This window comes from Agathobaculum butyriciproducens (genome assembly GCA_003096535.1).
GTDB classification, from domain to species: domain Bacteria; phylum Bacillota; class Clostridia; order Oscillospirales; family Butyricicoccaceae; genus Agathobaculum; species Agathobaculum butyriciproducens.
The window spans coordinates 104072-131066 of the sequence record QEKJ01000003.1 but is presented as its reverse complement, the minus strand read 5'-3'; the positions used below and the strand labels follow the sequence as shown (position 1 = coordinate 131066).

Sequence of the window (26995 nt, the reverse complement as noted above, 5' to 3'; positions counted from 1 at the left end):
TCCGTTTTGCTGCTTACTTCAGCTTATTCTCAACCTCATACGCGAGCTTCTCGATAAACTCGCCGGTCTCCATAGCAGTGGTCTCGCCGGTCTTGCGGGTACGAACCGAGATAACACCCTTTTCCTCGTCCTTGTCGCCAATGACGATCATATACGGAACCTTGTGAACCTGTGCTTCGCGGATCTTATAGCCAATCTTCTCGTTGCGGTCGTCCATGGTGACGCGGAAGCCGTTGTCGGTGAGCTGCTGCATGACTTCCTTGGCGCACGGGATGTTGCGGTCGGTCATCGGCATGATGCGAACCTGCTCCGGTGCCAGCCAAGTCGGGAATGCGCCTGCAAAATGCTCGGTGATAACGCCGATGAAGCGCTCAATGGAGCCGAGGACAACGCGGTGGATCATAACCGGACGGTGCTTCTCGCCGTCTGCGCCGGTGTACTCAAGCTCAAAACGCTCCGGCAGCTGCATATCCAGCTGGATGGTGCCGCACTGCCAGGTACGGCCGATGGAGTCTGCCAGATGGAAGTCCAGCTTCGGACCGTAGAACGCGCCGTCGCCCTCGTTGACAACGTAGTCCTTGCCGATCTCGGTGATGGCCTCTGCGAGGGTCTTTTCCGCAAACTGCCAGTCCTTCAGTTCGCCCATGTGATCCTCCGGCATGGTGGACAGCTCGATCTGATAGGTCAGGCCAAAGGTGGAGTAAACCTCATCGAACAGACGAACGACGTTCTTGATCTCGTCCTTCATCTGATCCCAGGTCATGAAGATGTGGGCATCATCCTGCGTGAAGCAGCGCACGCGGAACAGACCGTGCAGTGCGCCGGACAGCTCATGACGGTGTACCAGACCCAGCTCGCCGACACGCAGCGGCAGCTCCTTGTAGGAGTGCGGCTGAGCCTTGTAGACCAGCATACCGCCCGGGCAGTTCATCGGCTTGATGGCGTAATCCTCGTCATCGATGACGGTGGTGTACATGTTCTGCTTGTAGTGATCCCAGTGACCGGAGCGCTCCCACAGCTTGCGGTTGAGGATCATCGGGGTGGAGACCTCAACGTAGCCGTAGCGCTTGTGCACCTCGCGCCAGTAGTCGATCAGGGTGTTCTTGAGGATCATGCCGTTCGGCAGGAAGAACGGGAAGCCCGGGCCTTCCTCGGTCAGCATGAACAGGCCGAGCTCCTTGCCCAGCTTGCGGTGATCGCGCTTCTTCGCCTCTTCCAGCATGTTGAGGTACTGGTCGAGTTCGTCCTTCTTCGGGAATGCGGTGCCGTAAATACGCTGCAGCATCTTCTTGGAGGAATCGCCGCGCCAGTAAGCGCCGGTGACGTTCATCAGCTTGATGCCGTTGCCCTTTACGCGGCCGGTGGAGTCCAGATGCGGGCCTGCGCACAGGTCAGTGAACTCGCCCTGCTTGTAGAAGGAAATGGTAGCATCTTCTGGCAGATCGTTAATCAGCTCTACCTTGTACGGCTCCTCACGCTCTTCCATGAACTTGATGGCCTCTGCGCGCGGCAGCTCGAAGCGCTCGAGCTTCTCCTTCTCCTTGCAGATCTTGCGCATCTCTGCCTCGAGAGCATCGAGGTGCTCCTGCGTGAAGGAGAACGGCGCATCAAAATCGTAGTAGAAGCCGTTGTCGATGGACGGGCCGATGGCCAGCTTGACCTCCGGATACAGGCGCTTGACCGCCTGCGCGAGAATGTGCGATACCGTGTGACGGTAGGTGTCGCGGTATTCCTTGTTCTCAAACGTGTACTTGTTTTCTTCGGACACTTTTATTCAGACCTTTCTTGTAAAATCATAACGAGTGGAGTAATTGATAGTGGAGAATGGAAAATGAAGGTATCCGTCCACGGGACGGAATTTTATAACGTGCTTTGCGCGTAACCACAATTCTCAACTCTCTATTTTCAATTTTCCATTACTGCAGAGTAACAAAAAAGCGCTCACCCCTGTATCTCTCAGGGGTGAGCGCTTGCCCACGGTTCCACCCTGCTTGCAGCCCTTGAGGGACTGCCGCTCGGAGTTCTTAACGCGAACGACACGGCACAGCATACTGCGGTTTTCCGCTGTGCGGCTCGGGAATCGGTACTGTTTTCTCCGCATTGCGTGTGCTTGCAGCCGTGACGCACGCTCTCTGCCAAATGCTTTTCGGAAAACAGGATTTCCGTCATTGCCTATAACTTAATAAATACAGATTTATTATAACGCTCATATCCGCACTTTGTCAACCGATTTCGCACGAAAAATGAAGAATTGAAAAATGCAGGATACCATCATCCTCTATTTTTCATTCACCATTACTGTGCCTTTGCCTTGGTAATTTTATCTGCAGCAAGCAAAATGCCCAGCTTGCCGGATTCATATGTCAGGCCGCCCTGCATATAGCAGACATACGGCTCACGCATCGGTGCATCGGCGGAAAGCTCAATGGACGCGCCCTGCACGAACGCGCCTGCAGCCATGATAACCTGATCGTCGTAACCCGGCATTGCCCACGGCTCCGGCGTTACATAGGAATCGACAGGTGCACCGGCCTGAATGCCCTCACAGAAGCGGCGCAGCGGGTCAGGCGCACCGAACGCGATGGTCTGGATGATGTCGTAACGCGGCTCCTCTGCCTTCGGGCTTACCTCGTAACCGAGCTTTTCCATGACCTTTGCGCAGAACATCGCGGTCTTGATGGCCTGCATGGTGACATGCGGCGCCAGGAACAGGCCCTGATACAGCAGGCGGTTCTGCCCCATCGTACAGCCGCATTCGCCGCCGATGCCGGGTGCGGTCAGCTTGTAGGAGGCGTTCTCGACCAGATCGGCACGGCCTGCAATATAGCCGCCGGTCGGGGCCAGACCGCCGCCCGGATTCTTGATGAGCGAGCCTGCGATGATGTCCGCACCGACCTGCGTCGGCTCGATCTCCTCAGTGAATTCGCCGTAGCAGTTATCGACCATGATGGCCGCAGTCGTGTTGACCTCGCGCACGGTCTTGCAGATTTCGCCGATTTCCTCGACAGAAAGCGTCTTGCGGACGCCGTAGCCGCGGCTGCGCTGAATGAATACCAGCTTGATATTCTCATCTGCCGCCGCTGCCTTGATGGCGGGCAGGTCAGGCTCGCCGTCCTTGAGGTCAACCTGCCTGTAGCCGATGCCGTAGCTCTTCATACTGCCGCAGTAATCGCCGGTGATGGTGTTCTGCAGCGTGTCATACGCCGGTCCGGTGACGGACAGCACGGTATCGCCGGTCTTGACGGCGGAAAACATCGCGCAGGACAGCGCGTGTGTGCCGTTTACAAAGCCGATACGCACGAGTGCGGCCTCGGTGCCGAAAATATCGGCGTAGATCTTGTCGAGCGTGTCACGGCCGTAGTCATCGTAGCCGTAGCCGGTCGTACCGGCAAACAGATTGTCGGATACGCGGTTCTTCGCAAATGCCGCCAGCACCTTCTCGGTGTTGCGGTCACAGATCTCCTCGAGACGCTCGAAATACGGACGGATCTCGCGTTCAGCCTCACGGCCGAGCGCACGAATCTCCGGTGAAATCTTAATATATTCAGACATTTATGTGTAATCTCCTTCTATCAGAGTGAAGAGTGGAGAGTTAAGAGTGAAGATAGCGAAACGGTTTCGCTGTCTCTCCACTCTGCAATCTCCACTCTCCACTTTTTCTATATAACGCTTTCGCCGTCCGGCAGCGTAAACAATTCACTGTCCGGCGTTTCCGTGCTGAGCTCGCTGACGGTGACTTTGCGCGTCAGCGTATCGCCGTCATAGAACGACGCCTGCGCCAGCAGACCGCTGACCGTTGAAACGGCATATACGCAGCGGTAGCCGTCCTGCTCAAACGTAACGGCAATACACGGTTCACCGTTAATATCCTGCCTGCCGGCAGCAGTCAGCTGTACTTCGTCAGCCAGAACATCCTCGTATGTCGGCAGCATAGCCGCTGCGTCATCGGTAAAATCGCCGGCTTTGCCCTGATAAGCAGTGCTGTCCCCTGCATTCCACGCGTACACCTTGCTGTCCGGAACGCGAATCAGCGTAGACTGCACCTGATTGTCACTGCCGAGTGTATCCGTGCGCATCACATTATCCCGCACATAGCGATGGCAGTACAGAGCCGCCGAGCCGCCATCATAGTAGATCGTGTTCTCGATCCTGCTGCTGTATGCCGCCGGACGTGCGAGCGTTGCAATAACGGTCTTGGCGTTATTGACATCAATGGTAATATCATCCACGCTCTGCCCAGTGAGCAGCGCACTGCCTGTGCCAACCGTTGGCGAATCGCCCTCACTGCCGGGCAGGATAATGCCGGTGCTGCTGCCGTGCATCCAGCCGGAGGACAGCACAAAGCTGAGCACCACCAACAGCACGAGCACGGTAGCGCCCGCAGCCGCAATCTTCGGCGTAGTGTCCGGCAGATAGTGTTTCGGCGTATGCTTCTCTTTTTTTACGGGTTTCACGGGTTAAACGGAGCCGGACCGTCCTCGCGCAGACCAAAATACTGCTCGATCGCCTGCACGATACGCTGCGAGGTCTTTCCGTCGCCGTACGGATTGACAGCGTGCGCCATTTTTGCGTAAGCGTCCTCATCGTCAAACAGCTCACGCGCGAGCTTAACGATATTGGCCTGCTCCACGCCTGCCAGCTTGACCGTACCGGCCTCGATGGCCTCCGGACGTTCGGTCTCGCGGCGCAGCACCAGAACCGGCTTGCCGAGGCTGGGCGCCTCCTCCTGCAGTCCGCCGGAGTCGGTCATGATGAGATAGCAGCGTGCCATCAGGTTGTGCATCTCGTCCACGGCCAGCGGATGGATGAGGTGAATGCGGTTATTGCCGCCGAGGAATTTCTCCGCAGTCTCGCGGACATACGGGCTGAGGTGCACCGGATAAACGAAGTGTACATCCGGATATGCTTCGCTCAGCTCGGCAATGGCGCGGCAGATGTTCTCCATCGGCTCGCCGTAGTTCTCGCGGCGGTGCGCGGTAACGAGGACAACGCGGTTGTTCTCAAAGTCCAGCGTTTTGAGCTGCTCATCGCGGAACTCAAAATCCGGCTTTACGGTCATGTGGATTGCGTCAACAACCGTGTTGCCCATGACAAACACGCCGTCTGTGATACCTTCCTTCGCAAGATTATCGCGGTTGCGCGGAGTCGGCGCAAAGTGCAGCGTTGCAATCTGACCGGTCAGCTTGCGGTTCATCTCCTCCGGGAACGGGCTGTACTTATCGTAGGTACGCAGACCGGCCTCTACATGACCGACCGGTACCTTGTGATAGAACGCCGCGAGCGCACCGGCAAAGGTGGTCGAGGTATCACCGTGGACGAGCACGATGTCCGGCTGTGCCTTTTCGAGCACCTCATCCAGACCGTGCAGGCTCTTCTCGGTGATGGTCGCCAGCGTCTGACGCGGCTGCATGATGTTCAGGTCATAATCCGGCTTAATATCGAAAATATCAAGCACCTGATCGAGCATCTCACGGTGCTGCGCGGTAACACACACAATGGATTCGGTGTTTTCATTCTGCTCGAGCGCGTGCACCAGCGGCGCCATCTTAATGGCCTCCGGGCGGGTGCCGAAAACCGTCATTACCTTGATTTTATTCATCGTCTTTATCCTCCTTGTTTTCGGGAGCGTGTTTGCTCCAGTGTTCCGCACCGTAAATAATGCATGCACCTACCAGAATTGCAGCCAGCACTGCCAGCAGCAGTACAATCGCCTTAACCTCGCCGGACGAGGTGAGCACCACGGCGGTCAGGCCGAGTGTTGCGCTGATAGCGTACAGGATAGCAACCGCCTGCTTCTGGTTGAAGCCCATGTCGATCAGCTTGTGATGCACATGGCCGCGGTCCGGACTCATCGGACTTCTGCCTGCCGCCACACGACGGATGATGGCGTTGGCTGTATCAAAAATCGGCAGGCCGAGAATCAGAAACGGCACCGCAAACGAGATGACTGCGTAGAATTTGAACAGACCCATGATGGACACGGTCGCCAGCATGTAGCCGAGGAAGGTCGAGCCGGTGTCGCCCATGAAGATCTTAGCCGGATTGAGGTTGTACGGCATAAAGCCGATGCACGCACCAGCGAGCGCCGCCATCGTGATGGCAATCGGCATGTTGCCGGTCAGCAGTGCAACGGCAAGCATGGTAATCGCCGCGATAGACGAAACACCGACCGCAAGTCCGTCCAGACCGTCAATCAGGTTTACCGCATTCGTGATGCCGACAATCCAGATAATCGTGGCCGGCACTGCCAGAATGCCGAGATGGACAAACGGCGTATCCGACAGCGGATTCAGATTGGTGAACAGACCGATCTGCAGATCGCCGATGCAGACCGGAATGGCTGCCGCCACAATCTGCACCACGAATTTGAGCTTGGCGCCGAGCGCCAGCACATCATCGAAAATGCCGAGTGCGACAATGATGGCCGCTCCGAGCAGGACGCACAGCATGGTCTCATCGAGCTGCCCGAAAATCAGAATCGAACACAAGAAGCCGCCGTAAATGGCCAGACCGCCCAACCGCGGGATCGGCTTTTTGTGCATGCGGCGTGCATCCTTCGGCACGTCGATCGCGCCGACCTTGTGTGCAAAGTTCTTGACCGGCGGTGTGAAAAAATAGCTCAGCACGGCAGCTACGGCAAACGCTGCAATGATCGTGCCGATAACAATATATTCAGACATGGTTTACTCCCTTTTGGCTCAGCGTGCGACAAAGCCTACCTTTCGATAAACCTTATCCAGCGTTTTGCGCGCCAGATAGGAGGCCTTCTGTGCGCCCTCCTTGTAGACCTGCTCCAGATAATCCTTGTTGTTCAGCAGATCGGTGGTCTTTTCACGAATCGGACGCAGCAGCTCGACAACGGCCTCGCCGACTGCGGGCTTGAACTCACCGTAGCCCTTGCCGTCAAACTCGGCTGCCGCCTGTTCGATGGTCTTGCCGGTCGCCAGAGCGTAAATCTGCAGCAGGTTGGAAACACCCGGCTTGTTCTGCGGGTCAAAGATGATGCGGGAATCCGAGTCGGTAACCGCACGCTTGAACTTACGCATAATGTCCTCCGGCTTGTCCATCAGCAGGATATAGCCGTTCGGGTTCGGGTCGGACTTGCTCATTTTGCTGTTCGGGTCAACCAGGCTGGTAATCTTGGCACCCTCGCCAACCTTCGGGTAGTAGCCCTCCGGAATGGTAAAGGTATTCGGATGCAGATTGTTGAAGCGGTTTGCAATATCGCGGCAGATCTCGATGTGCTGGCTCTGATCCACGCCAACCGGAACGAGGTCGGTCTGGTACAACAGAATGTCAGCCGCCATCAGAACCGGATAGGTGAACAGACCGACATTGATGTTGTCCGCGTGCTTGGCGGATTTGTCCTTGAACTGGGTCATGCGGGAAGCCTCGCCGAACATGGTGAAGCAGTTGAGCACCCACGCCAGCTCCGCATGCGCGGGCACATGGCTCTGGATGAACAGAATGCTCTTTTCCGGGTCCAGACCGCAGGCAATGTACTGCGCGATCAGCTCAAGCGTTGCACGGCGGAGCGCCGCAGGCTCCTGCCGGACCGTGATGGCGTGCTGATCGACCACGCAGTAAATGCAGTTGTACTGCTCCTGCAGGATCGGGAAATTGCGGATAGCACCCAAATAGTTACCCAGCGTCAGCTTGCCGGACGGCTGCACGCCGGAGAAAATCGTTTTTTTCTGGTTATCGCTCATGTATATACTTCCCTTGCTTAGAATTTTTCGGTTCAATTCACCCCGAAAGGTTTCCATACTTAATTGTAATGATACCACACTTTGAGGGAGGTTGCAACCGTTCAAAAAGAGTGAAGAGTGAGGAGTGAAGAGTGGAGAGCTTTTAAGAGAGTGGAGAGTGGAGAGCGTTTGTTGTTTGCGTGTACCTGTTTTCTCCTCGCACTCACAAAAAGAAAGGGCGGACACGCTGGTCCGCCCCTACGGCAAGTGAAGCCTCAGAGAATCTCTTCACTCTCCAATCTCCACTCCTCACTCTATTAAAACTATTCCGGCCGTTCCTTGACCTTCCGCAAAATGGCCCACTCGCTGACCTTGAACGGGAACGCAAAGTGTACGCGCATCTGCGGCACGTTGAACAGCTCGCGCTTCGTGCCCTCGTCATCAGTGACGTTCTCTGCGCGGAACACATACGGCACCTGACCCGGCTGGATCAGCTCCAGCTCTTCCCCATCGAAAAAGCGGTTCTTGAGTGCGAACACGGCTTTGCCGCTGTCGTCACACTCGACCGGCATGCCGACAACCTCGTACTCGCGGATATACTGGCTGTCGCCGTAATGCTGCCCGTTTTCCTGATTGCCGAAGTAGAAGCCGGTGTAATACTCGCGGTGGCTGACCTTATTGACCTCATCGCGGCAGAACTGCGGCAGAACGAAGCCGTTCGGGTCTTTTCTGTACGCATCGATCGCGGCACGGTATGCACCGGTGACACAGGCTGCATAGTACGCAGTTTTGTTGCGGCCCTCAATCTTGAACGAGGTAATACCGGCCTCGATCAGCTCCGGAACGTGCTCGATCATGCACATATCCTTGGAGTTATACAGGTAGGTGCCGCGTCCGTCCTCCTCGACCGGGAAGAACTGCCCCGGACGCTTCTCCTCCATCAGAGAATAATTCCAGCGGCACGGCTGTGCACATGCACCATGGTTGGCGTCGCGGCCGGTCATGTACTGCGAGATCAGGCAGCGGCCGGAGTACGAAATGCACATGGCACCATGAACGAAGGCCTCAATCTCGAGTTCCTTCGGGGTTTTGGCACGGATTTCGGCGATCTCCTCAAGGGAAAGCTCACGCGCGAGCACGATACGCTCGGCGCCTTCATCCGCCCAGTAGTTTGCCGCCTCGTGGTTAAGGATGCTGGTCTGAGTCGAGATGTGCACCGGAACCTTGGGCGCGTATCTGCGCGCCATGCGCAGCACGCCTACATCCGCGATGATGAGTGCGTCCGCGCCTGCGTCCTGCAGCAGCTCCAGATAGGCCGGAAGCGCCGGAAGGTCGCGGTTGGACGGCATAATATTGACTGTAATGTAGCACTTGACGCCGTGCGCATGCGCGTAGGCAATGCCCTCGCGCAGCGCGTTATCGTCAAAGTTGGTTGCAGCGGCACGCATGCCGAAGCGCGTTCCGGCCATATAGACCGCATCCGCGCCGTAGGCAATGCCAAACCGCATTTTGTCCAGATCGCCTGCGGGCGACAGTAATTCAGGTGTGTTATTCACCGGTTGCCTCCGTTGTTGTCGTGTCTGCCGAAGCGCTTGCAGCCTGCGCCTGTGCCTGATTGGAAGCCTCGATGTTGCGCTCGTGCTCCTCATAGCTGCTTGCAAACAGGTGCGAGCCGTCCGGCATAGCAACGTAATAGTAGTAATTGTTGTCCTCCGGATGGCTTGCTGCGTACAGCGAAGCATAACCCGGGTTGCAGATCGGTCCGGGCGGCAGACCCTTGTGGTTGTAAAGGTTGTACTCGGAATCCGATTTGAGATCCTCGTCACTCAGCTTGCCGCCGGTGCGTCCCAGACCATACAGAACGGATGCATCCACCTGCAGATACGGGAACTCGGAGGAATTGTTCAGACGGTTGTAGATAACGCCCGCAATGCGTGCGCGCTCATCGTCACGCTGTGCCTCACGCTCGACAAGAGAGGCGATCGTGACAATATCGTGCATCGAGCGGCCGAGATTCTCCGCGCCGGACTTGATGTCCGCGTCATACTTGTTGCCGAAGTTGTTGAGCATCTTGTTGATGGTATCGACAACCGCAGCGTTGCCCTTGTATACCTCATAGGTATCCGGGAACAGATAGCCTTCCAGCCAGCCTTCCGCGGCCGGTTTTTCATCCTCAAGGAAATCGTGCTTGAAGGAATAGTCATTCAGCACCTCATCCAGCGCATCCTCGGTGCAGATATGGTTGTCCAGCAGCACCTGACGGATCTGCGAGATGGAATAACCCTCCGGAATGGTAATCTGCACGGTCTCCGTGCTTGCGGTGTTGGCCAGTGCATCTACGATCTGACCGTAGTCCATCGACGGGTTCAGCTGATAGGCGCCTGCCAGAACCGAGGTATCGGTCTGGTGCTTGAGCGTCAGATACAGCTTGAACACCGAATGATAATTGATAACGCCCTGGTCGTCCAGCTCCTTGGCGAGCGAGGATACCGAGGTGTTCTCCGAAACCGTGATCTCCTTGACCGCATCCGCTTTGACAAAGGCAAAAATGTCGTTTGCCATGAACAGCGCTGCAATCGACAGCACCAGCGAAACGCCGACTACTGCGATCATGTACACCATCGAGCCTGCACAGCCTGCGTTCATCTGGCGGCGGCTGCGGCGGCGTCTGGGCTGCTTCTGCGGCTGCTCCGGCTCCCGATCGTCATCGAAATGCTCCGGCGTGAACTGCTCAGGCACCGGCGATTCCGAACCCGGCAGCGGTACGCGCCGCGTTTCATCGTTGTTAAAATGATTATCCATAATTCACCTCTCTGCGGATCAGCCTCAGCCGATCCAGTAATTCAGAATGATTTTACCGGCAAATGCCAGCACGAACACAATAAATCCGGGCTCTTTCACCAGCAGCCACAGGTCGTACCAGCCGGCGCTGACCTCAAAGTGCGGAATGGAACCGCGCGCCAGCATTTTTCCCAGTGTGTCCAGCGTTAAGAACACAAACAGCAGGAAAAAGAGCACAGTCAGCGGCAGCAGAATGTTCCAAATGCCGAACGGTGCATAGGTATCTGCTATCCACTGCATCACCACGGTGACAAATGCCGCCGCAGCATGGGAAAGTACCGCCGCCCATACGGTATCAAACACATAGGTCAGATAGGTAAACGCCAGTCCGGCGCAGAAGCCTGCCGCCAGATCAAGCGGACTGCCGTGCAGCAGTGCGAACACGATGCCGCCGAACAGCAGGCACGCCGAGGTACCGACTTCTTCACCGTACACGCTGAACAGTGCACCGCGTAAATAGATCTCCTCGACCAGAGCTGCTATCACAACGCCGATCAGCAGCCGCCATGCAAACGACATACCGCCGAGCGGCATCGGCAGGGATGCAATCGTCAGCCGGAGACCGGTATGCGCCAGCAGACGATATTCCAGCATGTTCAGGCTGAGGGCGGCAAATGCGGTCGCCGCGCCCATAAACAAAATGAGCAGCCAGCCGCCCTTACGCGGCATTTTGAATGCAAGCCGCTGCTTAAAGCGCTCCCGATCCATACCGGGCAGCGCCATTGCAAGCGCCAGACCGAAGCACACGATCTCACCGAGCGCCATCAGCGACGGCGGCAGATTAAAGTGCGTGATCAGCTTTTCCATGCCTGTCAGCAGGCAGAAGCACACAAACAGACTGAGACCCGGCAACAGTGTGCGTTTATCTTGATTCATCGGTGCGCAGCACCTCTCTTTCGGTGATAATGTAATGACAGCAGCGGTCGAACGCCTCGTGTGGCAGGGCTGCGCTCATGCGCTGCGATGCACACAGCGCCGCACAGACCGCGTTTGTTCGGCTGAGGAACCGATCATAGTAGCCGCCGCCGTAGCCGAGACGGTACCCTTTTCTGTCGCACGAGAGCGCAGGCGCAAGAATCAGGTCGATGTTCTCCGGTGCAATCTCGGGCGCCGTGTTAGACGGCTCCAGGATACCGTAGTGACCGGCCTGCAGCTCGGAGAGCGCGGTGATTTTCCGCGCGGTCATGCTGCCGCCCTTGCCGCACAGCGGCACGCAGACCGTCCTGCCGGACGCAAGCGCGTTTTCGAGCACCGTACGGGTATCAATCTCCTCAGCAGTCGAAACATAGCAGAAAATGCAGTCTGCCTGCTGATAGAACTCACTTTGCAGAATGTTCTGTGCAATGCCGCGGTCAATCGCCTGCTTTTCCTCAGCGGACAGACTTGCCCGTTCCGCAAGATAGCGCCCCCGCAGCGTTTTCTTATCCGTACACATGATGTACGACCGACTCTGCGATCTCGTCCGCCTTGGCCTTGCCGCACAGCGCGGTAATCAGCTCGCACGCGAAATCCAGCGCACCGCCCACGCCGCAGCCGGTGATGATCTTCCCGTCGGTGACGGCGTTCGCCTTGACCGGGGTCGCGCCCGTCATGCCGTCCTCCATGCCCGGATAGCAAGTGGCTTTCTTGCCCTCGAGCAGACCCATGCCGCCCAGAATGATGGACGGAGCCGCGCAGATGGCCGCAACGTACTTGCCTGCATCTGCCATCGTGCGAACCGCATCGGTGACGCGCTTGTCCGCGTACAGATTGGTCGTGCCCGGCATGCCGCCCGGCAGAACGAGCATATCGGCCTTTGCAAGGTCAACCTCGTCCATGGACAGGTCGGTTACGACATTGATGCCGCGTGCACCGCACACGGTTGCACCGGTCACACCGACCAGCCTGGTCTCCACGCCTGCACGGCGCAGAAGATCGACCGGAGTCAACGCCTCGACTTCCTCGAAGCCCTCTGCCAGTAATACATATACCATGTTTGTCACACCTTTCAGTTGAGCATTAAATTCATATATCCAGCGGTTTCATCCGCTTTCTCATGCCATTTGCATACGCCGAGTGCTATTTCGCTGCCGATTTCCGTCACGGTGAGCATATCGCGCCGCAGCACGTCCATCAGACCCTGCATCTGCGCGTCATCTGCGCCGAGCAGCTCCTGCGCATTGTCCTCCCAGCAGAACGCATAGCCAGTGAGCGTTTCGTCCTTGAACCAGCCGTATACGCCCGCGCCGAGCGTGTCGAACAGCGCAAGCTGTGCATTCCAGTACGCCGTGTCCCGCTCGATGCGGCATTTCGGCACCAGCTTGTCATACAGCGCCGCCAGTGCAGGCACATCCGCCGAGGTCAGCCGCCGAGGTGCTTCGCGCTCCCCTGCCGTGCAGGTAATCTCCCGGCGGGAAATATGGAAGAACGGCTCGTAGCCGAACGGTTTGTAAAAATCAAACAGCCACTTTTCTGCCGGAATGAGCACGGACGCAATGCGCCCTGCTTCCCTGTCCAGCTCGAACGAGCGCTCGAGCAGCCGCGCCATATACCCCTTGCGGCGGTGCGCCGGGTCGGTACACGCGCCGTAGATATACGTCGCCTCGCGGGAGAGACCACCCACCGTCATGCGGTACGGGAGCATCTGCACCATCGCCACGAGCGTTTCACCCTCGAGATACAGCAGCGTATATTTCTCTTTATAGAAGTGCGCGAAGAAGTAGTCATTGAAGCCGCCCTCATCCGGAAAACAGGTTTCCCAGAGGGCGCGAACGGCAGGAAAATCTCCTTTTTCGGCAAATCGCATCATTTCAATCAACCTTTCGGTGTTGCCACATATTTCACGCCGCGCATGACCGGATAATAGGACTTCTTCGCCTTGCGCAGGCCCTCGAGTCCCAGATCCTCCTCGCGGTTGACGTATTCCACATCATTGCAGTTGCGCTGTACGAACTGCTGGTTGATCATCTGGTACGCGCCCTGAATCGTGTGGTCGGCCTTTTCAATCTGTACCACGAACATATCCGGCGTAGCCTTGCAGCCGAACGTGAACGCGATAACCTCGCCGTCCAAGCGGAGCAGTCCGCCGCGCAGATTCAGGTAGTCGAAGTTGTGGAGCGCCTGCACGATCGCGCAGGTCTCGCCCTCAAAATCGCGCTCGCGTGCACAGCCGTTCAGGTTGCACCAGTGGATGTGGAACGCGAATGCGTCCTTGATGTTTTCCCTGGTCATATCCTCGTAGCTCCAGCGGCCCTCGTAGGCAGCCTTGAAGCGGTTGACGAGGTTGCGCTTGCTCTGCAGCTTTTTGCCGGACAGCGTGCGCAGCTTTTCCGCGAGGTAGATATAATCGTCACCGTCCTCGCTGTCATGCGAGAACGTGAACTTGCCCGGACGAACGGCTTCGATACGCTCGATCATCGGCTCAGCGACCGAGACGATGACGAACGGAAGACCGCGTTCAGCGGCATCCTGCTCGAGCGCATCCAGCGCCGCGCCGAGGTCGCCCTGACCGACAGGCGCAAGATAGCAGTCGTGTCCGCCGTCCAGCGGAGACATTTTCACCAGCATAAAGCCGTCTTTGAAGCAGATCTGCGTATTGTAGTGGCTGCGCCACATGAAAAGATCGACAAAGCAGCGCTCACACAGATGATAGTTGTAATGCGAGCCGCAGTGCTCGACCATCGGTTTATCTTCTAAGGTAATTTCTCTAAACGGTAACATATAATTCCTTTCGCAAGATTGATTGAGGGTTACTTGCCCTCGCGCAGCGTCTGATAGTGCGCGCGCACCTCTGCAGCCTTGCCGCAGGACATTTTGCCCTCTGTGCAGACACCGTCCACGCAGGCCGGTCCGCAGTGACCAAACAGCGTCGGCGCAACAGCGTATACCTGCTTGTACATCTCCTCGGCAAGCGCACGGATCTCCCACTGAGCGCGATTGCAGCAGCGCAGGCGGAAAAAGTTCTTCAGGCTGCGGGCGTTCGCCGTCATGACGATGCGGGTCGCGCAGGCGTTCGGCAGAACGTAGCGTGCGTCCTCAATGGCGTGCTTTTCAGCCTTGCTGCGGGCGGTCTTCTCCGGAACGCCCTGCTCGAGCAGCTCCTTGAGGTAGCCTTCCATCAGCACGGCCGTCAGTTCCTCGTAGGTGCGCTGATCGTCCTCCATCGCCTGAATAAATTTTGCCCGGGCAGCCGGAATTTTATCAATCTCTGGCGGAACAACATACTCAAAGCCCTTCTCACGCACATAGCGCTGGCTCTGTACCGAGAACGATGCAATGCGGTGGCGCGTGATCTGCGCCAGCAGAGAACGCGATACACCCTCGATTGCAAAGGTGAACGACACATGCTCGATCGGGCTTTCGTGGCCGATCTCGGAAAGCATGTTGACAAAGCTCTCGGTCTTTTCCTCGGTCAGACCATCCAGCACGCTGTCCACGTCCGTGGAGGAATAGCAGTTCTTTGCTGCAGCCGCGACCAGCTTTTCCGGGTCCGGCGTGTAAGCAAGCAGTTTTACTTTCATTCTTATCACTTTCCCTTCCTGCCGAAAAGCCGCTCCTTGATAACGATGAGCAGAAATTTCGGCAGCTTCATCATACGGCCGATACGGCTGGGCTGCTTGAGCAGACGATAAAACCACTCCAGACCCAGCTTGATGAAGATATCCGGCGCACGCTTGGCAACGCCTGCAAACACATCCAGCGAGCCGCCGAGACCGCAGAACAGTGTGCTGTGGATATCGTCCATGTTGTCCGCAATGAATTTCTCCTGCTTGGGCGCACCCAGACAAACGAACACAACATCCGCACCGCCTGCGGCGTTGATGCTGTCAACAACCTTCTGCGGGTCGGAGAAATAGCCGTCATGCGTGCCGGCGAGCACCAGTCCCGGATACTTCGCACACAGGTTTGCACCTGCCTTTTCGGCAACACCGGGCTTCGCACCCAGCAGATACAGGCGCATGTTCTCCTTGGCCATCGCGGCAACAAGGCTCTCGGCAAATTCAATGCCGGCTACCTTACCGTGCAGCTTTTCACCGAGGATCTTCGCAGCATAGATGATGCCGATGCCGTCCGGCAGGACAAGCGTCGCATGGTTGACAACGCCCATGAATTTTTCGTCATGGCGGCAGAGATCGACGATCTCCGGATTCGGGGTAACAACGTAGCCCTTCTGCCGGGAACGGATCTTGCTCATTGCAAGCTCAACAGCCTGCTGCTTGGTAACGGCGTGAAATTGCACGCCCAGAATAGAAGCAGTATTCATCTTCGTATCTCCCATATTTTCCAGCCTTTTATTTGGCGGTAAACATTCCTAATCTATTGTATTATACAGCAGCAAACTAAAATCTGCAAGTCCAGCTTGCAGAGAGTGAGGAGTAGATTGCGATAAACATATCATGCAGGGTGGGCTGACCCCGGCCCGCCGCCTGTAAGTATGTGCATATCGCAGGGCGGCATGAGGTCATGCCGCCCTGCGATATGCCTTGGCAAACATCGTTCTCTTTCCGCATAGGCTGTTAAGGGGAGGTGAACCCATGGAAGAACTGACGCAGTATATCAAGGCGGATTTCGCGGTTCTGGTGGCGGTTTTATACTGTATCGGACGCGGACTCAAGGCAATACAGCGGTTTCCCAATCAATTTATCCCTCTGGCACTCACGTTCTGCGGGATTGGACTGGCCTGTCTGTCGGTCGTATCGCGCTATGCCAGCTACGGCAACTGGGCAGCCGCTCTGTTTGAAGGTGTGGTGCAGGGTGTCCTGTGTGCGGGCATGTCGGTCTATCTGAACGAAGTCATAGCGCACTGCAGTTCAAATAAAGGGAACGACCCGCCGAAATAACACGCGCAAACCCAAGAAGAACGCATAAGCATTCTCGCAGATTATCGAAAAAACAAAGTTTTTCGACGGTCGCAACGGCTTCGGATTTCCGAAGCCGTTTTCATTTATCCTTACTTGCAGCGGCAGGCAATTTGCGGTACAATACCCATATAAACTCTGTCCCCTGCTTTGGGACACCAAGGAGAGAGACACGCCTTGTACGATTTACAAACTCTGATTTTTTACGCCAAGGAGAAAAACACCTCCGATGTGCATTTAACCGTTGGTCTCCCGCCGATGCTGCGTATCGACGGTGAGCTGCGCACCCACGGTGACGTACCTCTGACCGAGCAGGATGTGCAGGATGCGGCGCAGCAGCTTGCGGATGAGCATCAGCTGCACGAGCTGAAAACCATCGGCGAGTCCGACTTTGCAGTGACGTTTGCCGATTCCGTGCGCATGCGCTGCAATCTGTTTCGCCAGCAACACCACACGGCGCTGGCGCTGCGTCTGCTGCCGATGGAAATCCCGACTGCGGAGCAGCTTCGCCTGCCGGATATCATTATACAGCAGGCCGAAAAGCCGCGCGGACTGGTTATCGTGACCGGTCCCACCGGCTCCGGCAAAAGTTCCACACTGGCGGCACTGATCGACCACGTCAACCGCACCGCGGCACGCCATATCATCACGCTCGAAAACCCGATCGAGTATGTACACCCGCGCATTCGCTCAATGATCAACCAGCGCGAAATCGGCGCGGACACGGACAGCTTCGCGAGCGGTCTGCGGGCGGCTCTGCGGCAGGACCCGGACGTTATTCTCGTCGGTGAGATGCGCGATCTGGAGACCATTTCGACCGCTATCACGGCTGCCGAGACCGGTCACCTTGTATTCGGCACACTGCACACCAAGGGTGTTGCCGGTACGATCGACCGTATCGTAGACGTATTCCCGCCGGAGCAGCAAGAGCAGATTCGCATTCAGCTTGCCGAGGTGCTCGAGTGCATTGTCTGTCAGACGCTCGTACCGCGCACCATGGGCGGCCGCATAGCCGCATTTGAGATTCTGACCGGCACTTCTGCCGTGCGCAACCTGATCCGTCAGAACAAGTCGTATCAGCTGATCAGCACCATGCAGACCAGCCGCAATCAGGGCATGATGCTGATGGACGATTCGCTCGGTGAACTCGTCCGCAGCGGCGAGGTCCGCCTCGACGATGCCGCCGCAAAGGCAGCCGATCCGGAAGCGTTTCCGCAGTCTGTCTTCCGATAAGACAGCAAATCCCGCGTTGAATTTCACGCGGGATTTTTATGGCAATGCCGCATAAAGGAGCCGCGGCTTTAATTATGCGGTGTCGCCTTATGCTTGCAGTGCGCCTGCTTTGGGAGTGCCGTGGCGGTATCCGGGACGGGTCAGGGCGAAACGACGCAAAGCCTTGCAGCGCCTGCGTTTGCGGGATTTTCCCCGATTGCCGAAAGCGGCACAAAAGCGGCTTTGACCACAGGAATGACCACAGACAGAAAAAACTTTATTTTTACCGTTCGCCGTGGTATCATGGCAGAAAAGTGAATATCCGGGTGTGGCCCAACTGGTAGGGCGCGACATTTGGGATGTCGAGGTTGGGTGTTCAAGTCACCTCACTCGGACCAAAAGCCCTCTGAAATCGTTGATTTCAGAGGGCTTTTCTTATTCTTTGTCTATTGCGGCGCAAACATTGAGTTTGTCATTCTTAACATGCCTTTTTGACAAGCGCAGACTTAATATTGTAATTTTTTGCCGAATCGCAGTATAATTAACTAACGGTAGGCCTTTGTGCTACCAAGGCAGCCGTATGGGAATATTCTCATGCGGCTTTTATCACTTGAAGATGAATTGACACCAGATTGGAAGGAGACAACTATCCTCATGAAAACAGTAGAAGAATTAGTGTATTACTGTCACGAATGTGAGCCTGTAGGGGCACTATTGCTTTCAGGTGAATGGGGATGTGGAAAGACACATCTAATTGAACATGAGTTGAAAGATGCACTTGCTGACACATCAGTCGTTCTTCGAATTTCGTTGTTTGGTATGACCTTACCCGAAGAAATCCATGTCACCGTTCGACGTGAGTGGATGGCTGAATACTGCAAAATTAAAGGTATTGACAAAGTTACTGAAAAGATTGGTCAGGGTAAAGAATGGCTTTCAAAAATGGATTTTCTTCCAGAATGGATACGGGGAATCGCAAAAAAGGTCAATAATTTCCTTCTGGAAATATCCATTCTCAGCCGTCAGCAAATTCGGGACATTTTCCATTACAAAATATCCGGGTCGAACAAGGTCTACGACTTTAACATAATACTTGAATAAGAAGTTACGCTCATCGTGAATTGTTTTACGCTGCCCTTTTGGAGAGAACCCTTGGCATGGGGGACCACCAATAATTACATCGATTTTTCCGGAAAACACTCCGAAAGTGTTTTCGAGATCTAACGCCGTGATATCACCGACCACCATTTTTGTTTCAGGGTGATTTTTTCGGTATGCGGTTGCAATTTCATCGTCATACTCATTTGCCAATACAACATGAAAACCGGCTTGTTCAAAACCAAGTGACAAACCGCCAACGCCTGCAAAGAGGTCAATGACTGTAGGTTTCATTCCGTTCGACCTCCTTCGATGCGTTTTTTTGCCATATCAAAGTAATTTTTATCCAGTTCAATTCCAATAAAATTGCGACAGGTTCGTTTCGCTACGACTCCAGATGTACCGCTTCCCATGAAAGGATCGAGAACCCAATCGTCTGCGTTAGACAAAACCTCAACAAAATGACTCATGAGCACCTCTGGCTTTTGCGTAGGGTGCTTACCATATCTACGCTCACTGGCAGGAGTTACTGCGGTTTCAATAAAATCGTGCAACACCACACCATTGTTGTTAAAGGTGCCGGTGCGTGTTTTGTATGTAAAATAAATCCATGTTTCCGTAGAGTTTACAAAGTGCAAATTCATATTCCGGGGCATAGGATTCAGTTTATGCCAGATTCCAGTGGTCTTATAATAAAATCCGTGCTTTTCGGCCAGACTGATGGTGGTTTCGACTTTGATGGCCGCCATAAAGACAATCATAGACCCGCCCTTTTTCAGAACTCGCGCAGCTTGCGCAAAGAAAGCGTCCATAGCATTTGCCCACTCATCATATTCAAGGTTATCCCAACCCGCAGCCCCAAAGAAGTTGTCACGCATTTTTTTGAGGTTGGTATCTCTGCTTTTCATAAAGTTGCCGAGATTATACGGCGGATCAGTAAGAATCAAGTTTATAGTTTCTGCTGTTCCCTCAGGATCTGCCCGCTCCGATCTGCGATTCTGATTTTCGCTTAATCCTGTTGTCGGCAATGCGGTATGCGGTAGGCAGGAATACTTGCATGCCCGTGGTAGTTGCCAATTATATCAAGCGTCACATTCGGCTTCTGGATGATAAGTTTCTCGTATTGGCTGCCGATGATATTCGGCGGCACCTTGAAGACTATGCAGAGCATGAACTGAATCCAAATCTTTGGCAGGGTCTTTTAGATGCACTTGAAACAGAGCAGAGAGAGCGTGCCACTCGTCAGGCAAGGAAGATCAGACCGTGCCCCGCCTGTGGGAAGCCCTTGGAGGGCATGAGCATTACTGACAACCAACATTCACCCGGCGGATTCGATGTAATTGATCACTGCCAAAATTGCCACTCTGATTACGAGTGGTTCTGCGATAAGGATGGCGGTGTCTCAGATATGAAGCAGTATTTCTTCGGGTAAGGCGAGCATAAATCTCAGTTAGCGTTTTGGGGCGTATCTCTTTATCTCTGGCAACTTACCTGAACTACTACTAATTCGGAAAATTTTACACACATTTAGCCATTTATCATATTAAAATAGGCATTCCCCCTAATTAATCTCATTGCAAAACTGAAATGAAAAGTAGGCACCACCTCTATTTTTGAGGTGATGCCTACTTTTGTATTATCTACTTATACCTTGAAAAGATACTCTTCAAGGCCTTTTGCCAAATGGAGTGGTAGGGGCAGAACCGTCGACTGATTGTACTGAATCGGAAGATCTCTCAATGCGTTGGTATAGAAGATCCAGCTTGCTGCATCATCCCCCGGTTGAAGCTGCAATGGGTACAATTCAATCATGTCCTTTTCGGCAAAGAAATGTTTGGGGTAATCGATCTTGGATTCTTTCAGACTATGTGTATAGCGCATATCGTTCGGCTTCGTATGAATGCCCCAATACACATCCTCGTATTTAAAAATACCCGATGCGGAAGAACGCTGCAAATTTTCGTCAGAAGCTTTCGCGCTCAACTCCGTGAAATAATCCGGAACTTCCTGATTGCTCCTGATCCGGACGATCCGCACGCCTGAATCAGCCAAGGAGAGTAAGTACGGACTATGCGGTGTCCCGACGTTTACCTGAGTCGGGTAATACGCCTCTGCCCTGTCATATCCGCCGATCTCCTTGTCGGAGATACCGCCCCATACTACCCGTGTATCTCCATCGGATTGTACCAAAACCAGCACTCTGTTTTCCGGTGTATCGTACCGGTTTTTCAGCTCTATGAGTTTTTGCTTCGCGGGGGTGCGGCTTGCGGCAACACAGCGCTGTTCCAAATCGCTGTTCCAGAAAAGCCGCGCCATCTCAAGGCACGCTTCCCGATAAGAGACCGTCCGCTTTGAGAACGCGTCACAATGTACCTGCGTCTTTCCCTCTATCAAATCAACCGTAATGTAAAACGGAAGAAAACGCGCTTTATTGGAGATCCCATGAACTTGCGTACACAAATGCATCCCCACACAGGGTGTATGCGCCAAATCAGGCTGGTCCCGTTCAGAATCCAGCAGGGTTACAACACCCAACTGCCGATAGAGGTCATACACAGCATTTTCAATTTTGTTCTGGCTGGCATCCTCCTCCGGGGTAACGAACTGCACAACTCGTCCCGTTTGGGCAAACGCATTGCGAAGGACGGATTTCGGATCGCCAGCGCCATAGTTTTCTTGCCCGGGCAAAACGAACATACAAGCCGTTACCCCATTGGTATCGCCTAATTGCTTAACGATTTCGCCGCATCGCGTAATCTGCGTTTGCCTTTTATTGTCCGGCATTTCGTCGGCAAGACTGCCGGTTTCTTTACACACATACCGCACTTTCAGGCTGGATATATCCTTTTCATCGCCAAAATCCCGTTCAATTTTGGCCTGGATCTGTTTCAGCAGTCTTTGCTGTAAAGCATCCTTCCACAGACCATACAGCTCGAATGTGATTTGGTCTGTCGCGGCGCATTGCCTGACCCAGTTCCGGAAAACTTCAGGATCCCCGTATTCCTGCGGAGAGTCATATTTTTTGAGTTTCTGTCCTCGCAGCATGACCCGCTCCGCTTCGGGCTGCTCACAAATCATATCACCGAGCAGAGCAGACACCGACTGGTACAGTGACGCCTTGTCAACAACGGACACGCCTGTTCCGATTTTGGGAGCCACAAAGCCGGCCATGCCGTTTTTATAGGGAAGGAGAATTTTTCCCGCGTATGCCGCGGGATTTTTCACAACAGCTTCCGCCGATGGCAATTGCTCATATCCCCAAATGTTGTAGCACTCCTCGTCCTGCTCTTTCCATACGGGCTGCTTGGCAGCGTAACCATAGACAATGGGCACTTGACAATATTTGCCCTCTGAGATCTTGATATGGGAATTGACCGCATTCGTTAAAAACGGGGGCCGCTCTTTATTGCGGTTATCGGGGATCCAGCGGCGAATGCTCATCTGGCACAGCAGCAGCGCTTTTCTTCCCGGAGGAGTTGTCTGTACAGATAGATCAAATACAAAAGAGTATTGATGATGACTTTTCATATCCGTGATCGGATCGCTGACCAGCTGATTCTTGGCGGCATAGCACAGGTGTAGCGTTTGCCCGCTCAGGGTAATCTCTTTTCCCAACAAACGGTTGATCGCCAGAAGCGGAATCGCCTGATAAGCGGCTTCGCAAACCGTTCCGTTCTCAAGCGTAAGACAGACTTCGTCCGTGGAGCGAACCGCCGCAAGTTCTTCCCAATTCATCGTATCGCAAAATTCTTTTGCGAGTTTTTTTGCTATGGGGTTTACTCTTGAAGACGTGACATATGTGGCTTTTACCCAGGTCATAATAATGCCGCACAATGCCCGCAAATTCTCCTCGGAGTATTCATAGCAGGACGTAAGCCAACGCTCATCATGGCTGTCCTTTTTTAGCGGAGCTAAAGCGATGATACCTTCCATCCAACTGTCGACCAGCTTCTTCAGCGCATTCGTTGGAAGTCCATACTCATCCTTAAACTTCGGGTTCGTCTTCCGTGCGATGTTTAGCAGGACCGCTTTCCAGGATGTGGGAAAACCCAAATAATACAGGGTGCAGGTTTGTTTGGGAGACAGTTTATATGCCAGCGGATAGATTTTATGATTCATACGGAATGTCCTTTCGATAAGCTTTATAAAATGGAGCATACAGCGTTTCGGCAATTTCCGCACTGTCTTTGCAGGTCATCAATGCATCTAAGTACCTGCCCAACTCGGAGAGACAGTCAAAGTCACCTTGCTTTTCTTCGCGGCCGCGAAATGCGCCGTCAATAAAATAAACATGCGGTTCCGGCTTTGTCACATCCGTTACACGCGCCAACCGGCCAAAAATCTGAAGGATCAAAACAAACAGTGTTGCAACCACATCTTTCCGCTCTTCGGTATCCAGCTCAGCCAAACCAAACGATTTGCTTTTGCTCATCTTGGCCCACTGCTGTGCCGCAAATTGCCGGATGCGCACATTGTATGCGAACAGAGATTCCTGTGGCCCCCGATGACAGTGGGATTCCACAAATCCATTGAGCTTGCTGCCCTTCTGCTGGATATCGTCAGGAACAGCCATCGGCCGCACCATGAAAAACACCGCGCAAAGGGCAGAGTGGCCGTACTCATCGACAATGTTGTGTCCGCGTTCGATCGCCATAGCGGGCGCAATCAGGATCTCCTCTTTCATCCCGGCAAACCGGCTGACCTCCCCCCGGCGCACCGTTCCCTGAACATTCTCGCTACTGACGGCATCAGAGATCATCCGGCAAACCTGTGCAGGGCAATTGACCTTCCGCAGGGCCGTCTCCAGTGTTCGCTGTACTTCCTGTGCCTGAACATAGCTGTTGACGACCAACAGGATCTTCCCGGTCCTTCTCTCATATTCTCTGACGATCAGATCGACAGTCCGTTCGGTCGCAAACCGCAGCTGCACCATGCGCTGATCATCCGACGCACCGGAAATACGCTCCGGAAAACCGGATTCAAAGAAACGCGTTTTCTCTAAAAATGCGCGTTTCTCACAATCTGCCTCAAGGATATAGTTCACCGGCCGATTGATGTGGTACTCATAGGAGCCCTCCGCCCAGCTGGAACCGGACAGCATGATCACATGAGGACCCGCAGGATCGCCCTGTGCGTCAGTGCGCAGATACGGAAGATCCTTCATCAGGCTTCGGCCAAACGCGAACTGGCGGAACAGAATAATGTCTTCGTCGTCTGTCTTTTTCAGGCCGAACAGGTTGCCGCACAGCGCAGAGGGTAGGAAATACTGCTGCTGCCGAAAACGGGTCTGCAGGAATCCGAACAGCTCATTTTGTCCGTAAGAGGTTTCATGGCTAGCCTCATACGCATCGCTGAGGTCTCGGATAAAGTGATCAAAATAAATGAGCCGCAAAATAAGCTTGATGCGGGCATCTTGGATTTGTTTCACTTTATCCTTCTCAGACCGCGAAAAATCATCGCCCAGCTCATTCAGCCAAACGCGGTACATTTGGTTAAAGAACGTCTCGTCGGTACTCTTGCAGGAGCTCTCAAGAACGGCCCATAGCGTACCTTGACGGATGCCGTCTTCATCCTGCATATCGATCAGGTCATAGATGGCTTGATAGACGGCATATGGAATTCTATATTCCGACTCATCCCGGTACATATCCTCTAAGAGGGTAAGTGCCGAGAAAGGATCGCCATGCGCAATTTTCTTCCATGTACCCAATTCATGGTGCAGAGATTTTACGAGACAGCTCAGGACTGTCACGCTCTGGCGCTGCATTTCATCGTATCTCTGCTCGGCCAGATTCTCCTCTCTGCGTTTGCTGCTCAGCCGCATATAGGCGCTGCAATCTTCGGCACATTCGCGGATATAGCTATTAAAGCTCGTTTCCGGCATAAAAAAGTGATCAAGCGTTTTTTGAACTCTGTCGCTTTCATCAAAGACGACCACATCAAAGCCGCGCATTACCAACTCCAGAAAGGTTTCCCGCTGCGCTCCTACCCGAGATGCCGCAAAGCCCGCAACTGTTGTGATAACAACGGAAGCGGTATAGCATTCACGGAGCATTCTGGTGCCCAGGCACTGATGAAAATACGGACACAGGTGATTCTTGTTACCTTTTTTCAGGGCGTAGCATGGCTCTTTGCCGAAAGCGACCGCTTCACTATGCTGCGCATCCATCCCATCAACCAAACATAACGGCGTTAAGTATTGAGAAAATTCTGCCGGCAAACAGGTCTCACAGGGCTGCGCGACCTGATTGATATATTTTAGCCTTTCACCGCGGCCAATCAACGGGCTTGCCTCAACCCCAAAGGCTGATAAATATTTCTGCAGGTTCATGACTTCGGCTACCGTGTCAACAACGATCGTCATCCGGTACCCATTTTTATGACACCAAAATGCCAACACCTTGATCAGCGTGGATTTGCCCGCGCCAACCATGCCAACGATATTGACGACCTCAACAATCGTGAGCTTCGTACATGTACTGACGGAAGCCTCATTGATCTGCTTGAGAATATTGGTCGATAAAATCTCGCAGCACGGGTCACCGGGATGCATCCCGGCCATTTCCTTTGCGGTGTTCAGCAGTTCGTCCAGAGTGACGGAAATTGGTTCACTGCGTCCCTTTTCAGGAATTCCCGGTGGAACGGGTGCGGTACAGTCACTGTCAAATCTGACTGAAACAGTTTCGGTTTCCCCGGTTTCCAGATTCAGATACGGATAGCGATATGTTCCGGCTCCGGCATAAGAAGTCGGCTTGGCTTCTTCAAGTCTTTCCGTCCAAAATCGTTCCCACTCCCTTTGGCGCTGCTTATACGGATAGGGATATTCCCCCTCTGCTTTGGAAAACGAACGACTTTCCCCCGATTTCTCAAACGAAAAAGCGCGAACTGCATCATATTTCGGATCCTGATATGCCCGCAAATCATCCTGCCAGTATTTTTGAGAACGATAGTAACCCAATGTGTGCCGGGCCTGCTGCAAGGTGTGTTCCATAGCCGTACACGCCGTTGTGCCAATAAGCTGATATTGGGTAAATAACAGATAGGCTTTTGCCGGATCGGTGGCCGGTGCATTCAAGGCAAGCAAATGCAGAATCGCTTCGATCGCCGCAAATCTGGCAAGCGGCATAGGCTCTTCCATGCCTTGAAATCGTGCCGCAAGAGGAGCGTACCAGCCGTCCCTGCTCTTATTCATCATTGCATGCTGCCTCCTTCTTCGTAATTGCGGTTTTCAGCGTCTTCAGAGTCACGCACTCTACATTCTTTTGATCCTTCAGTACGCAGTTGATGATCGCGGTATAGTTTCGCTGATTGACCGTATATTCGTTGGGAATCGCAAAATAGCCGCGCGCATAGTCCCCGGAAGGAAATCCACCGTCATTCTGAATCTTCGTGCGGAGCGCGATAGGATTTCGATATGCCTTTGCATCGATTTCCCAAATATCCCCGTCAGGGAACCGGATCTCCACATCATAGCGGTCCATCTGCGGCCACAACGCCCATCGAAGTTCCTTTTTCTCACAAAACGCCGCAATTTCAAGTTCAAGCTTTCCCGGCGCGGCAAAATACCGCATAATGCCTTTCTTTAACCGATAGAGATCACCAGCCGAAATATCCAGCTTCATCTCATCCGTGAGTTCGGGGAGGGTATCTGTGCAATGCGTCGAATGACAGCTGTATCCGTATTTTCCTTGCATCATCGTCCATCCGCACCGAGGACAGCGGTAGCTTTCCTCCGTAATTTCCTCGTAGGCAAACTGGAAGGCATCTCTGGCCATCGGATCATCGGCCAGCTCAAGAGACATGGTGCGCCTATCCTCGAGTGTGATAATCGGATGCTCGATGATATATCTTCTGACCCTGCAGTAATCTTCTTGACTTAACGTAATTATTTTTTCATAGAGAATACGCTCATCTGTTCCATTCATGATGTCACTGTCCTGCGTTTCCAGGAACTCATAGCAATCCGAGCTGGGAACATATACGTTACCGGCTTTTTGATACGCAAAGGCGTCATAGGCATAAAACGGCTCTTCCTGAAGATGCAATTGCTCGACAGCTCCCGATTCCCATGTATCGAACCATTTCTCAACAGGTCTGGTGATAAAATGCGTAAGGAAAGAGACCTCGTCGGGATACTCGACAGCGGCTTGGCTCCCCGCCCATTGACTTGCGGCCAAAAACATGTTGATCCCATGCTGCATGGCTTTGCTGTAGGGATACCTTGTCGGTTCCGTCTGCAGAAGCTGTTCTTTCTCAATCAATCCTTTTGCGATCAGCGCAAATGTTTTTCGCATAAATGCCGTATCCATGGAAATCCCT

The 26995-nt window shown here is 54.0% G+C and carries 23 protein-coding genes and 1 tRNA gene; 4 read left to right on the top strand and 20 right to left on the bottom strand.

Annotated features, from left to right (window positions below):
• Positions 1–13: 13 nt before the first annotated feature.
• The 15 genes from thrS to C7386_RS04410 form a co-directional block, all read right to left on the bottom strand.
• On the bottom strand, positions 14–1768 hold the full coding sequence (thrS, locus tag C7386_RS04480) for a threonine--tRNA ligase (protein WP_110436842.1): 1755 nt from the start codon (positions 1766–1768) through the stop codon (positions 14–16).
• Between the two features lie 527 nt (positions 1769–2295).
• The gene (locus C7386_RS04475; RefSeq protein ID WP_110436843.1) at positions 2296–3552 is read right to left on the bottom strand and encodes a methionine gamma-lyase family protein; all 1257 of its coding nucleotides are present in this window, start codon (positions 3550–3552) and stop codon (positions 2296–2298) included.
• A 107-nt stretch (positions 3553–3659) separates the two neighbouring features.
• Entirely contained in the window at positions 3660–4454 is a 795-nt protein-coding gene (locus C7386_RS04470) for a hypothetical protein (RefSeq protein ID WP_110436844.1), read from the bottom strand.
• Positions 4451–5599, bottom strand: a complete 1149-nt coding sequence (gene wecB, locus C7386_RS04465; RefSeq protein ID WP_110436845.1) for a non-hydrolyzing UDP-N-acetylglucosamine 2-epimerase — start codon at positions 5597–5599, stop codon at positions 4451–4453. The genes C7386_RS04470 and wecB overlap by 4 nt, the downstream gene beginning before the upstream one ends.
• Positions 5592–6680 (bottom strand): MraY family glycosyltransferase, encoded by a 1089-nt coding sequence (locus C7386_RS04460; protein WP_110436846.1) that lies wholly within the window; start codon positions 6678–6680, stop codon positions 5592–5594. Before C7386_RS04460 ends, wecB begins: the two co-directional genes overlap by 8 nt.
• 18 nt (positions 6681–6698) lie before the next feature.
• Positions 6699–7709, bottom strand: a complete 1011-nt coding sequence (trpS, locus tag C7386_RS04455) for a tryptophan--tRNA ligase (RefSeq protein WP_110436847.1) — start codon at positions 7707–7709, stop codon at positions 6699–6701.
• A gap of 302 nt (positions 7710–8011) precedes the next feature.
• Entirely contained in the window at positions 8012–9244 is a 1233-nt protein-coding gene (locus C7386_RS04450) for a peptidase U32 family protein (protein ID WP_286050531.1), read from the bottom strand.
• Positions 9237–10490 carry an endolytic transglycosylase MltG gene (gene mltG / locus C7386_RS04445; RefSeq protein WP_110436849.1) on the bottom strand — a complete coding sequence of 418 codons (1254 nt, stop codon included), beginning with the start codon at positions 10488–10490 and terminating at the stop codon, positions 9237–9239. Before mltG ends, C7386_RS04450 begins: the two co-directional genes overlap by 8 nt.
• Positions 10491–10514: 24 nt before the next feature.
• Positions 10515–11405, bottom strand: a complete 891-nt coding sequence (locus C7386_RS04440; RefSeq protein ID WP_110436850.1) for a CPBP family intramembrane glutamic endopeptidase — start codon at positions 11403–11405, stop codon at positions 10515–10517.
• Positions 11392–11964 (bottom strand): 5-formyltetrahydrofolate cyclo-ligase, encoded by a 573-nt coding sequence (locus tag C7386_RS04435; RefSeq protein WP_110436851.1) that lies wholly within the window; start codon positions 11962–11964, stop codon positions 11392–11394. The genes C7386_RS04440 and C7386_RS04435 overlap by 14 nt, the downstream gene beginning before the upstream one ends.
• Complete coding sequence (locus C7386_RS04430) at positions 11951–12502, bottom strand: DJ-1 family glyoxalase III (protein ID WP_110436852.1); 552 nt, start codon at positions 12500–12502, stop codon at positions 11951–11953. The genes C7386_RS04435 and C7386_RS04430 overlap by 14 nt, the downstream gene beginning before the upstream one ends.
• Before the next feature lie 14 nt (positions 12503–12516).
• On the bottom strand, positions 12517–13317 hold the full coding sequence (locus C7386_RS04425; protein ID WP_110436853.1) for a GNAT family N-acetyltransferase: 801 nt from the start codon (positions 13315–13317) through the stop codon (positions 12517–12519).
• A gap of 5 nt (positions 13318–13322) precedes the next feature.
• Positions 13323–14228: a DUF2156 domain-containing protein gene (locus C7386_RS04420; protein WP_110436854.1), complete on the bottom strand. Its 906-nt coding sequence runs from the start codon at positions 14226–14228 to the stop codon at positions 13323–13325.
• A 29-nt stretch (positions 14229–14257) separates the two neighbouring features.
• Positions 14258–15028, bottom strand: a complete 771-nt coding sequence (gene thyX / locus C7386_RS04415; protein WP_110436855.1) for an FAD-dependent thymidylate synthase — start codon at positions 15026–15028, stop codon at positions 14258–14260.
• Between the two features lie 5 nt (positions 15029–15033).
• Positions 15034–15771: a WecB/TagA/CpsF family glycosyltransferase gene (locus tag C7386_RS04410; RefSeq protein WP_110436856.1), complete on the bottom strand. Its 738-nt coding sequence runs from the start codon at positions 15769–15771 to the stop codon at positions 15034–15036.
• Between the two features lie 271 nt (positions 15772–16042).
• Here C7386_RS04410 and C7386_RS04405 point away from each other — a divergent pair, with 271 nt between their 5' ends.
• From C7386_RS04405 to C7386_RS04395, 3 genes are all read left to right on the top strand, one after another.
• Entirely contained in the window at positions 16043–16348 is a 306-nt protein-coding gene (locus C7386_RS04405; protein ID WP_110436857.1) for a phage holin family protein, read from the top strand.
• 195 nt (positions 16349–16543) lie between these two features.
• Positions 16544–17599 carry a type IV pilus twitching motility protein PilT gene (locus tag C7386_RS04400; protein ID WP_116704916.1) on the top strand — a complete coding sequence of 352 codons (1056 nt, stop codon included), beginning with the start codon at positions 16544–16546 and terminating at the stop codon, positions 17597–17599.
• Positions 17600–17900: 301 nt separating this feature from the next.
• Positions 17901–17976 (top strand) — tRNA-Pro (locus C7386_RS04395).
• A gap of 538 nt (positions 17977–18514) precedes the next feature.
• Here C7386_RS04395 and C7386_RS04385 read toward each other — a convergent pair.
• On the bottom strand, positions 18515–18970 hold the full coding sequence (locus tag C7386_RS04385; RefSeq protein WP_110436860.1) for a DNA cytosine methyltransferase: 456 nt from the start codon (positions 18968–18970) through the stop codon (positions 18515–18517).
• The gene (locus C7386_RS04380) at positions 18967–19704 is read right to left on the bottom strand and encodes a DNA-methyltransferase (protein ID WP_207655841.1); all 738 of its coding nucleotides are present in this window, start codon (positions 19702–19704) and stop codon (positions 18967–18969) included. Before C7386_RS04380 ends, C7386_RS04385 begins: the two co-directional genes overlap by 4 nt.
• 29 nt (positions 19705–19733) lie before the next feature.
• On the opposite strand from C7386_RS04380, the gene C7386_RS04375 reads away from it, so the two are divergent.
• A complete protein-coding gene (locus C7386_RS04375; protein WP_110436861.1) occupies positions 19734–20108 on the top strand; it encodes a hypothetical protein in 375 nt (124 codons plus the stop codon).
• A 212-nt stretch (positions 20109–20320) separates the two neighbouring features.
• On the opposite strand, the gene C7386_RS04370 is transcribed toward C7386_RS04375, so the two are convergent.
• From C7386_RS04370 to C7386_RS04360, 3 genes are read right to left on the bottom strand one after another with little or no spacing between them, the layout of a single operon-like run.
• On the bottom strand, positions 20321–22795 hold the full coding sequence (locus C7386_RS04370; RefSeq protein ID WP_165815459.1) for a pPIWI_RE module domain-containing protein: 2475 nt from the start codon (positions 22793–22795) through the stop codon (positions 20321–20323).
• Positions 22785–25871 carry a pPIWI_RE_Z domain-containing protein gene (locus C7386_RS04365; protein WP_116704914.1) on the bottom strand — a complete coding sequence of 1029 codons (3087 nt, stop codon included), beginning with the start codon at positions 25869–25871 and terminating at the stop codon, positions 22785–22787. The genes C7386_RS04370 and C7386_RS04365 overlap by 11 nt, the downstream gene beginning before the upstream one ends.
• Positions 25861–26985, bottom strand: a complete 1125-nt coding sequence (locus tag C7386_RS04360) for a restriction endonuclease-related protein (RefSeq protein WP_110436864.1) — start codon at positions 26983–26985, stop codon at positions 25861–25863. The genes C7386_RS04365 and C7386_RS04360 overlap by 11 nt, the downstream gene beginning before the upstream one ends.
• Positions 26986–26995 lie beyond the last annotated feature (10 nt).

Coding starts and splice junctions, on each gene's coding strand:
- C7386_RS04475 (WP_110436843.1), bottom strand. CDS start 3,552: ATGTCTGAATATATTAAGATTTCACCGGAGATTCGTGCGCTCGGCCGT.
- wecB (WP_110436845.1), bottom strand. CDS start 5,599: ATGAATAAAATCAAGGTAATGACGGTTTTCGGCACCCGCCCGGAGGCC.
- C7386_RS04460 (WP_110436846.1), bottom strand. CDS start 6,680: ATGTCTGAATATATTGTTATCGGCACGATCATTGCAGCGTTTGCCGTA.
- trpS (WP_110436847.1), bottom strand. CDS start 7,709: ATGAGCGATAACCAGAAAAAAACGATTTTCTCCGGCGTGCAGCCGTCC.
- mltG (WP_110436849.1), bottom strand. CDS start 10,490: ATGGATAATCATTTTAACAACGATGAAACGCGGCGCGTACCGCTGCCG.
- C7386_RS04440 (WP_110436850.1), bottom strand. CDS start 11,405: ATGAATCAAGATAAACGCACACTGTTGCCGGGTCTCAGTCTGTTTGTG.
- C7386_RS04435 (WP_110436851.1), bottom strand. CDS start 11,964: ATGTGTACGGATAAGAAAACGCTGCGGGGGCGCTATCTTGCGGAACGG.
- C7386_RS04430 (WP_110436852.1), bottom strand. CDS start 12,502: ATGGTATATGTATTACTGGCAGAGGGCTTCGAGGAAGTCGAGGCGTTG.
- C7386_RS04425 (WP_110436853.1), bottom strand. CDS start 13,317: ATGATGCGATTTGCCGAAAAAGGAGATTTTCCTGCCGTTCGCGCCCTC.
- C7386_RS04420 (WP_110436854.1), bottom strand. CDS start 14,228: ATGTTACCGTTTAGAGAAATTACCTTAGAAGATAAACCGATGGTCGAG.
- thyX (WP_110436855.1), bottom strand. CDS start 15,028: ATGAAAGTAAAACTGCTTGCTTACACGCCGGACCCGGAAAAGCTGGTC.
- C7386_RS04410 (WP_110436856.1), bottom strand. CDS start 15,771: ATGAATACTGCTTCTATTCTGGGCGTGCAATTTCACGCCGTTACCAAG.
- C7386_RS04405 (WP_110436857.1), top strand. CDS start 16,043: ATGGAAGAACTGACGCAGTATATCAAGGCGGATTTCGCGGTTCTGGTG.
- C7386_RS04385 (WP_110436860.1), bottom strand. CDS start 18,970: ATGAAACCTACAGTCATTGACCTCTTTGCAGGCGTTGGCGGTTTGTCA.
- C7386_RS04375 (WP_110436861.1), top strand. CDS start 19,734: ATGCCCGTGGTAGTTGCCAATTATATCAAGCGTCACATTCGGCTTCTG.
- C7386_RS04370 (WP_165815459.1), bottom strand. CDS start 22,795: ATGAATCATAAAATCTATCCGCTGGCATATAAACTGTCTCCCAAACAA.
- C7386_RS04365 (WP_116704914.1), bottom strand. CDS start 25,871: ATGATGAATAAGAGCAGGGACGGCTGGTACGCTCCTCTTGCGGCACGA.
- C7386_RS04360 (WP_110436864.1), bottom strand. CDS start 26,985: ATGGATACGGCATTTATGCGAAAAACATTTGCGCTGATCGCAAAAGGA.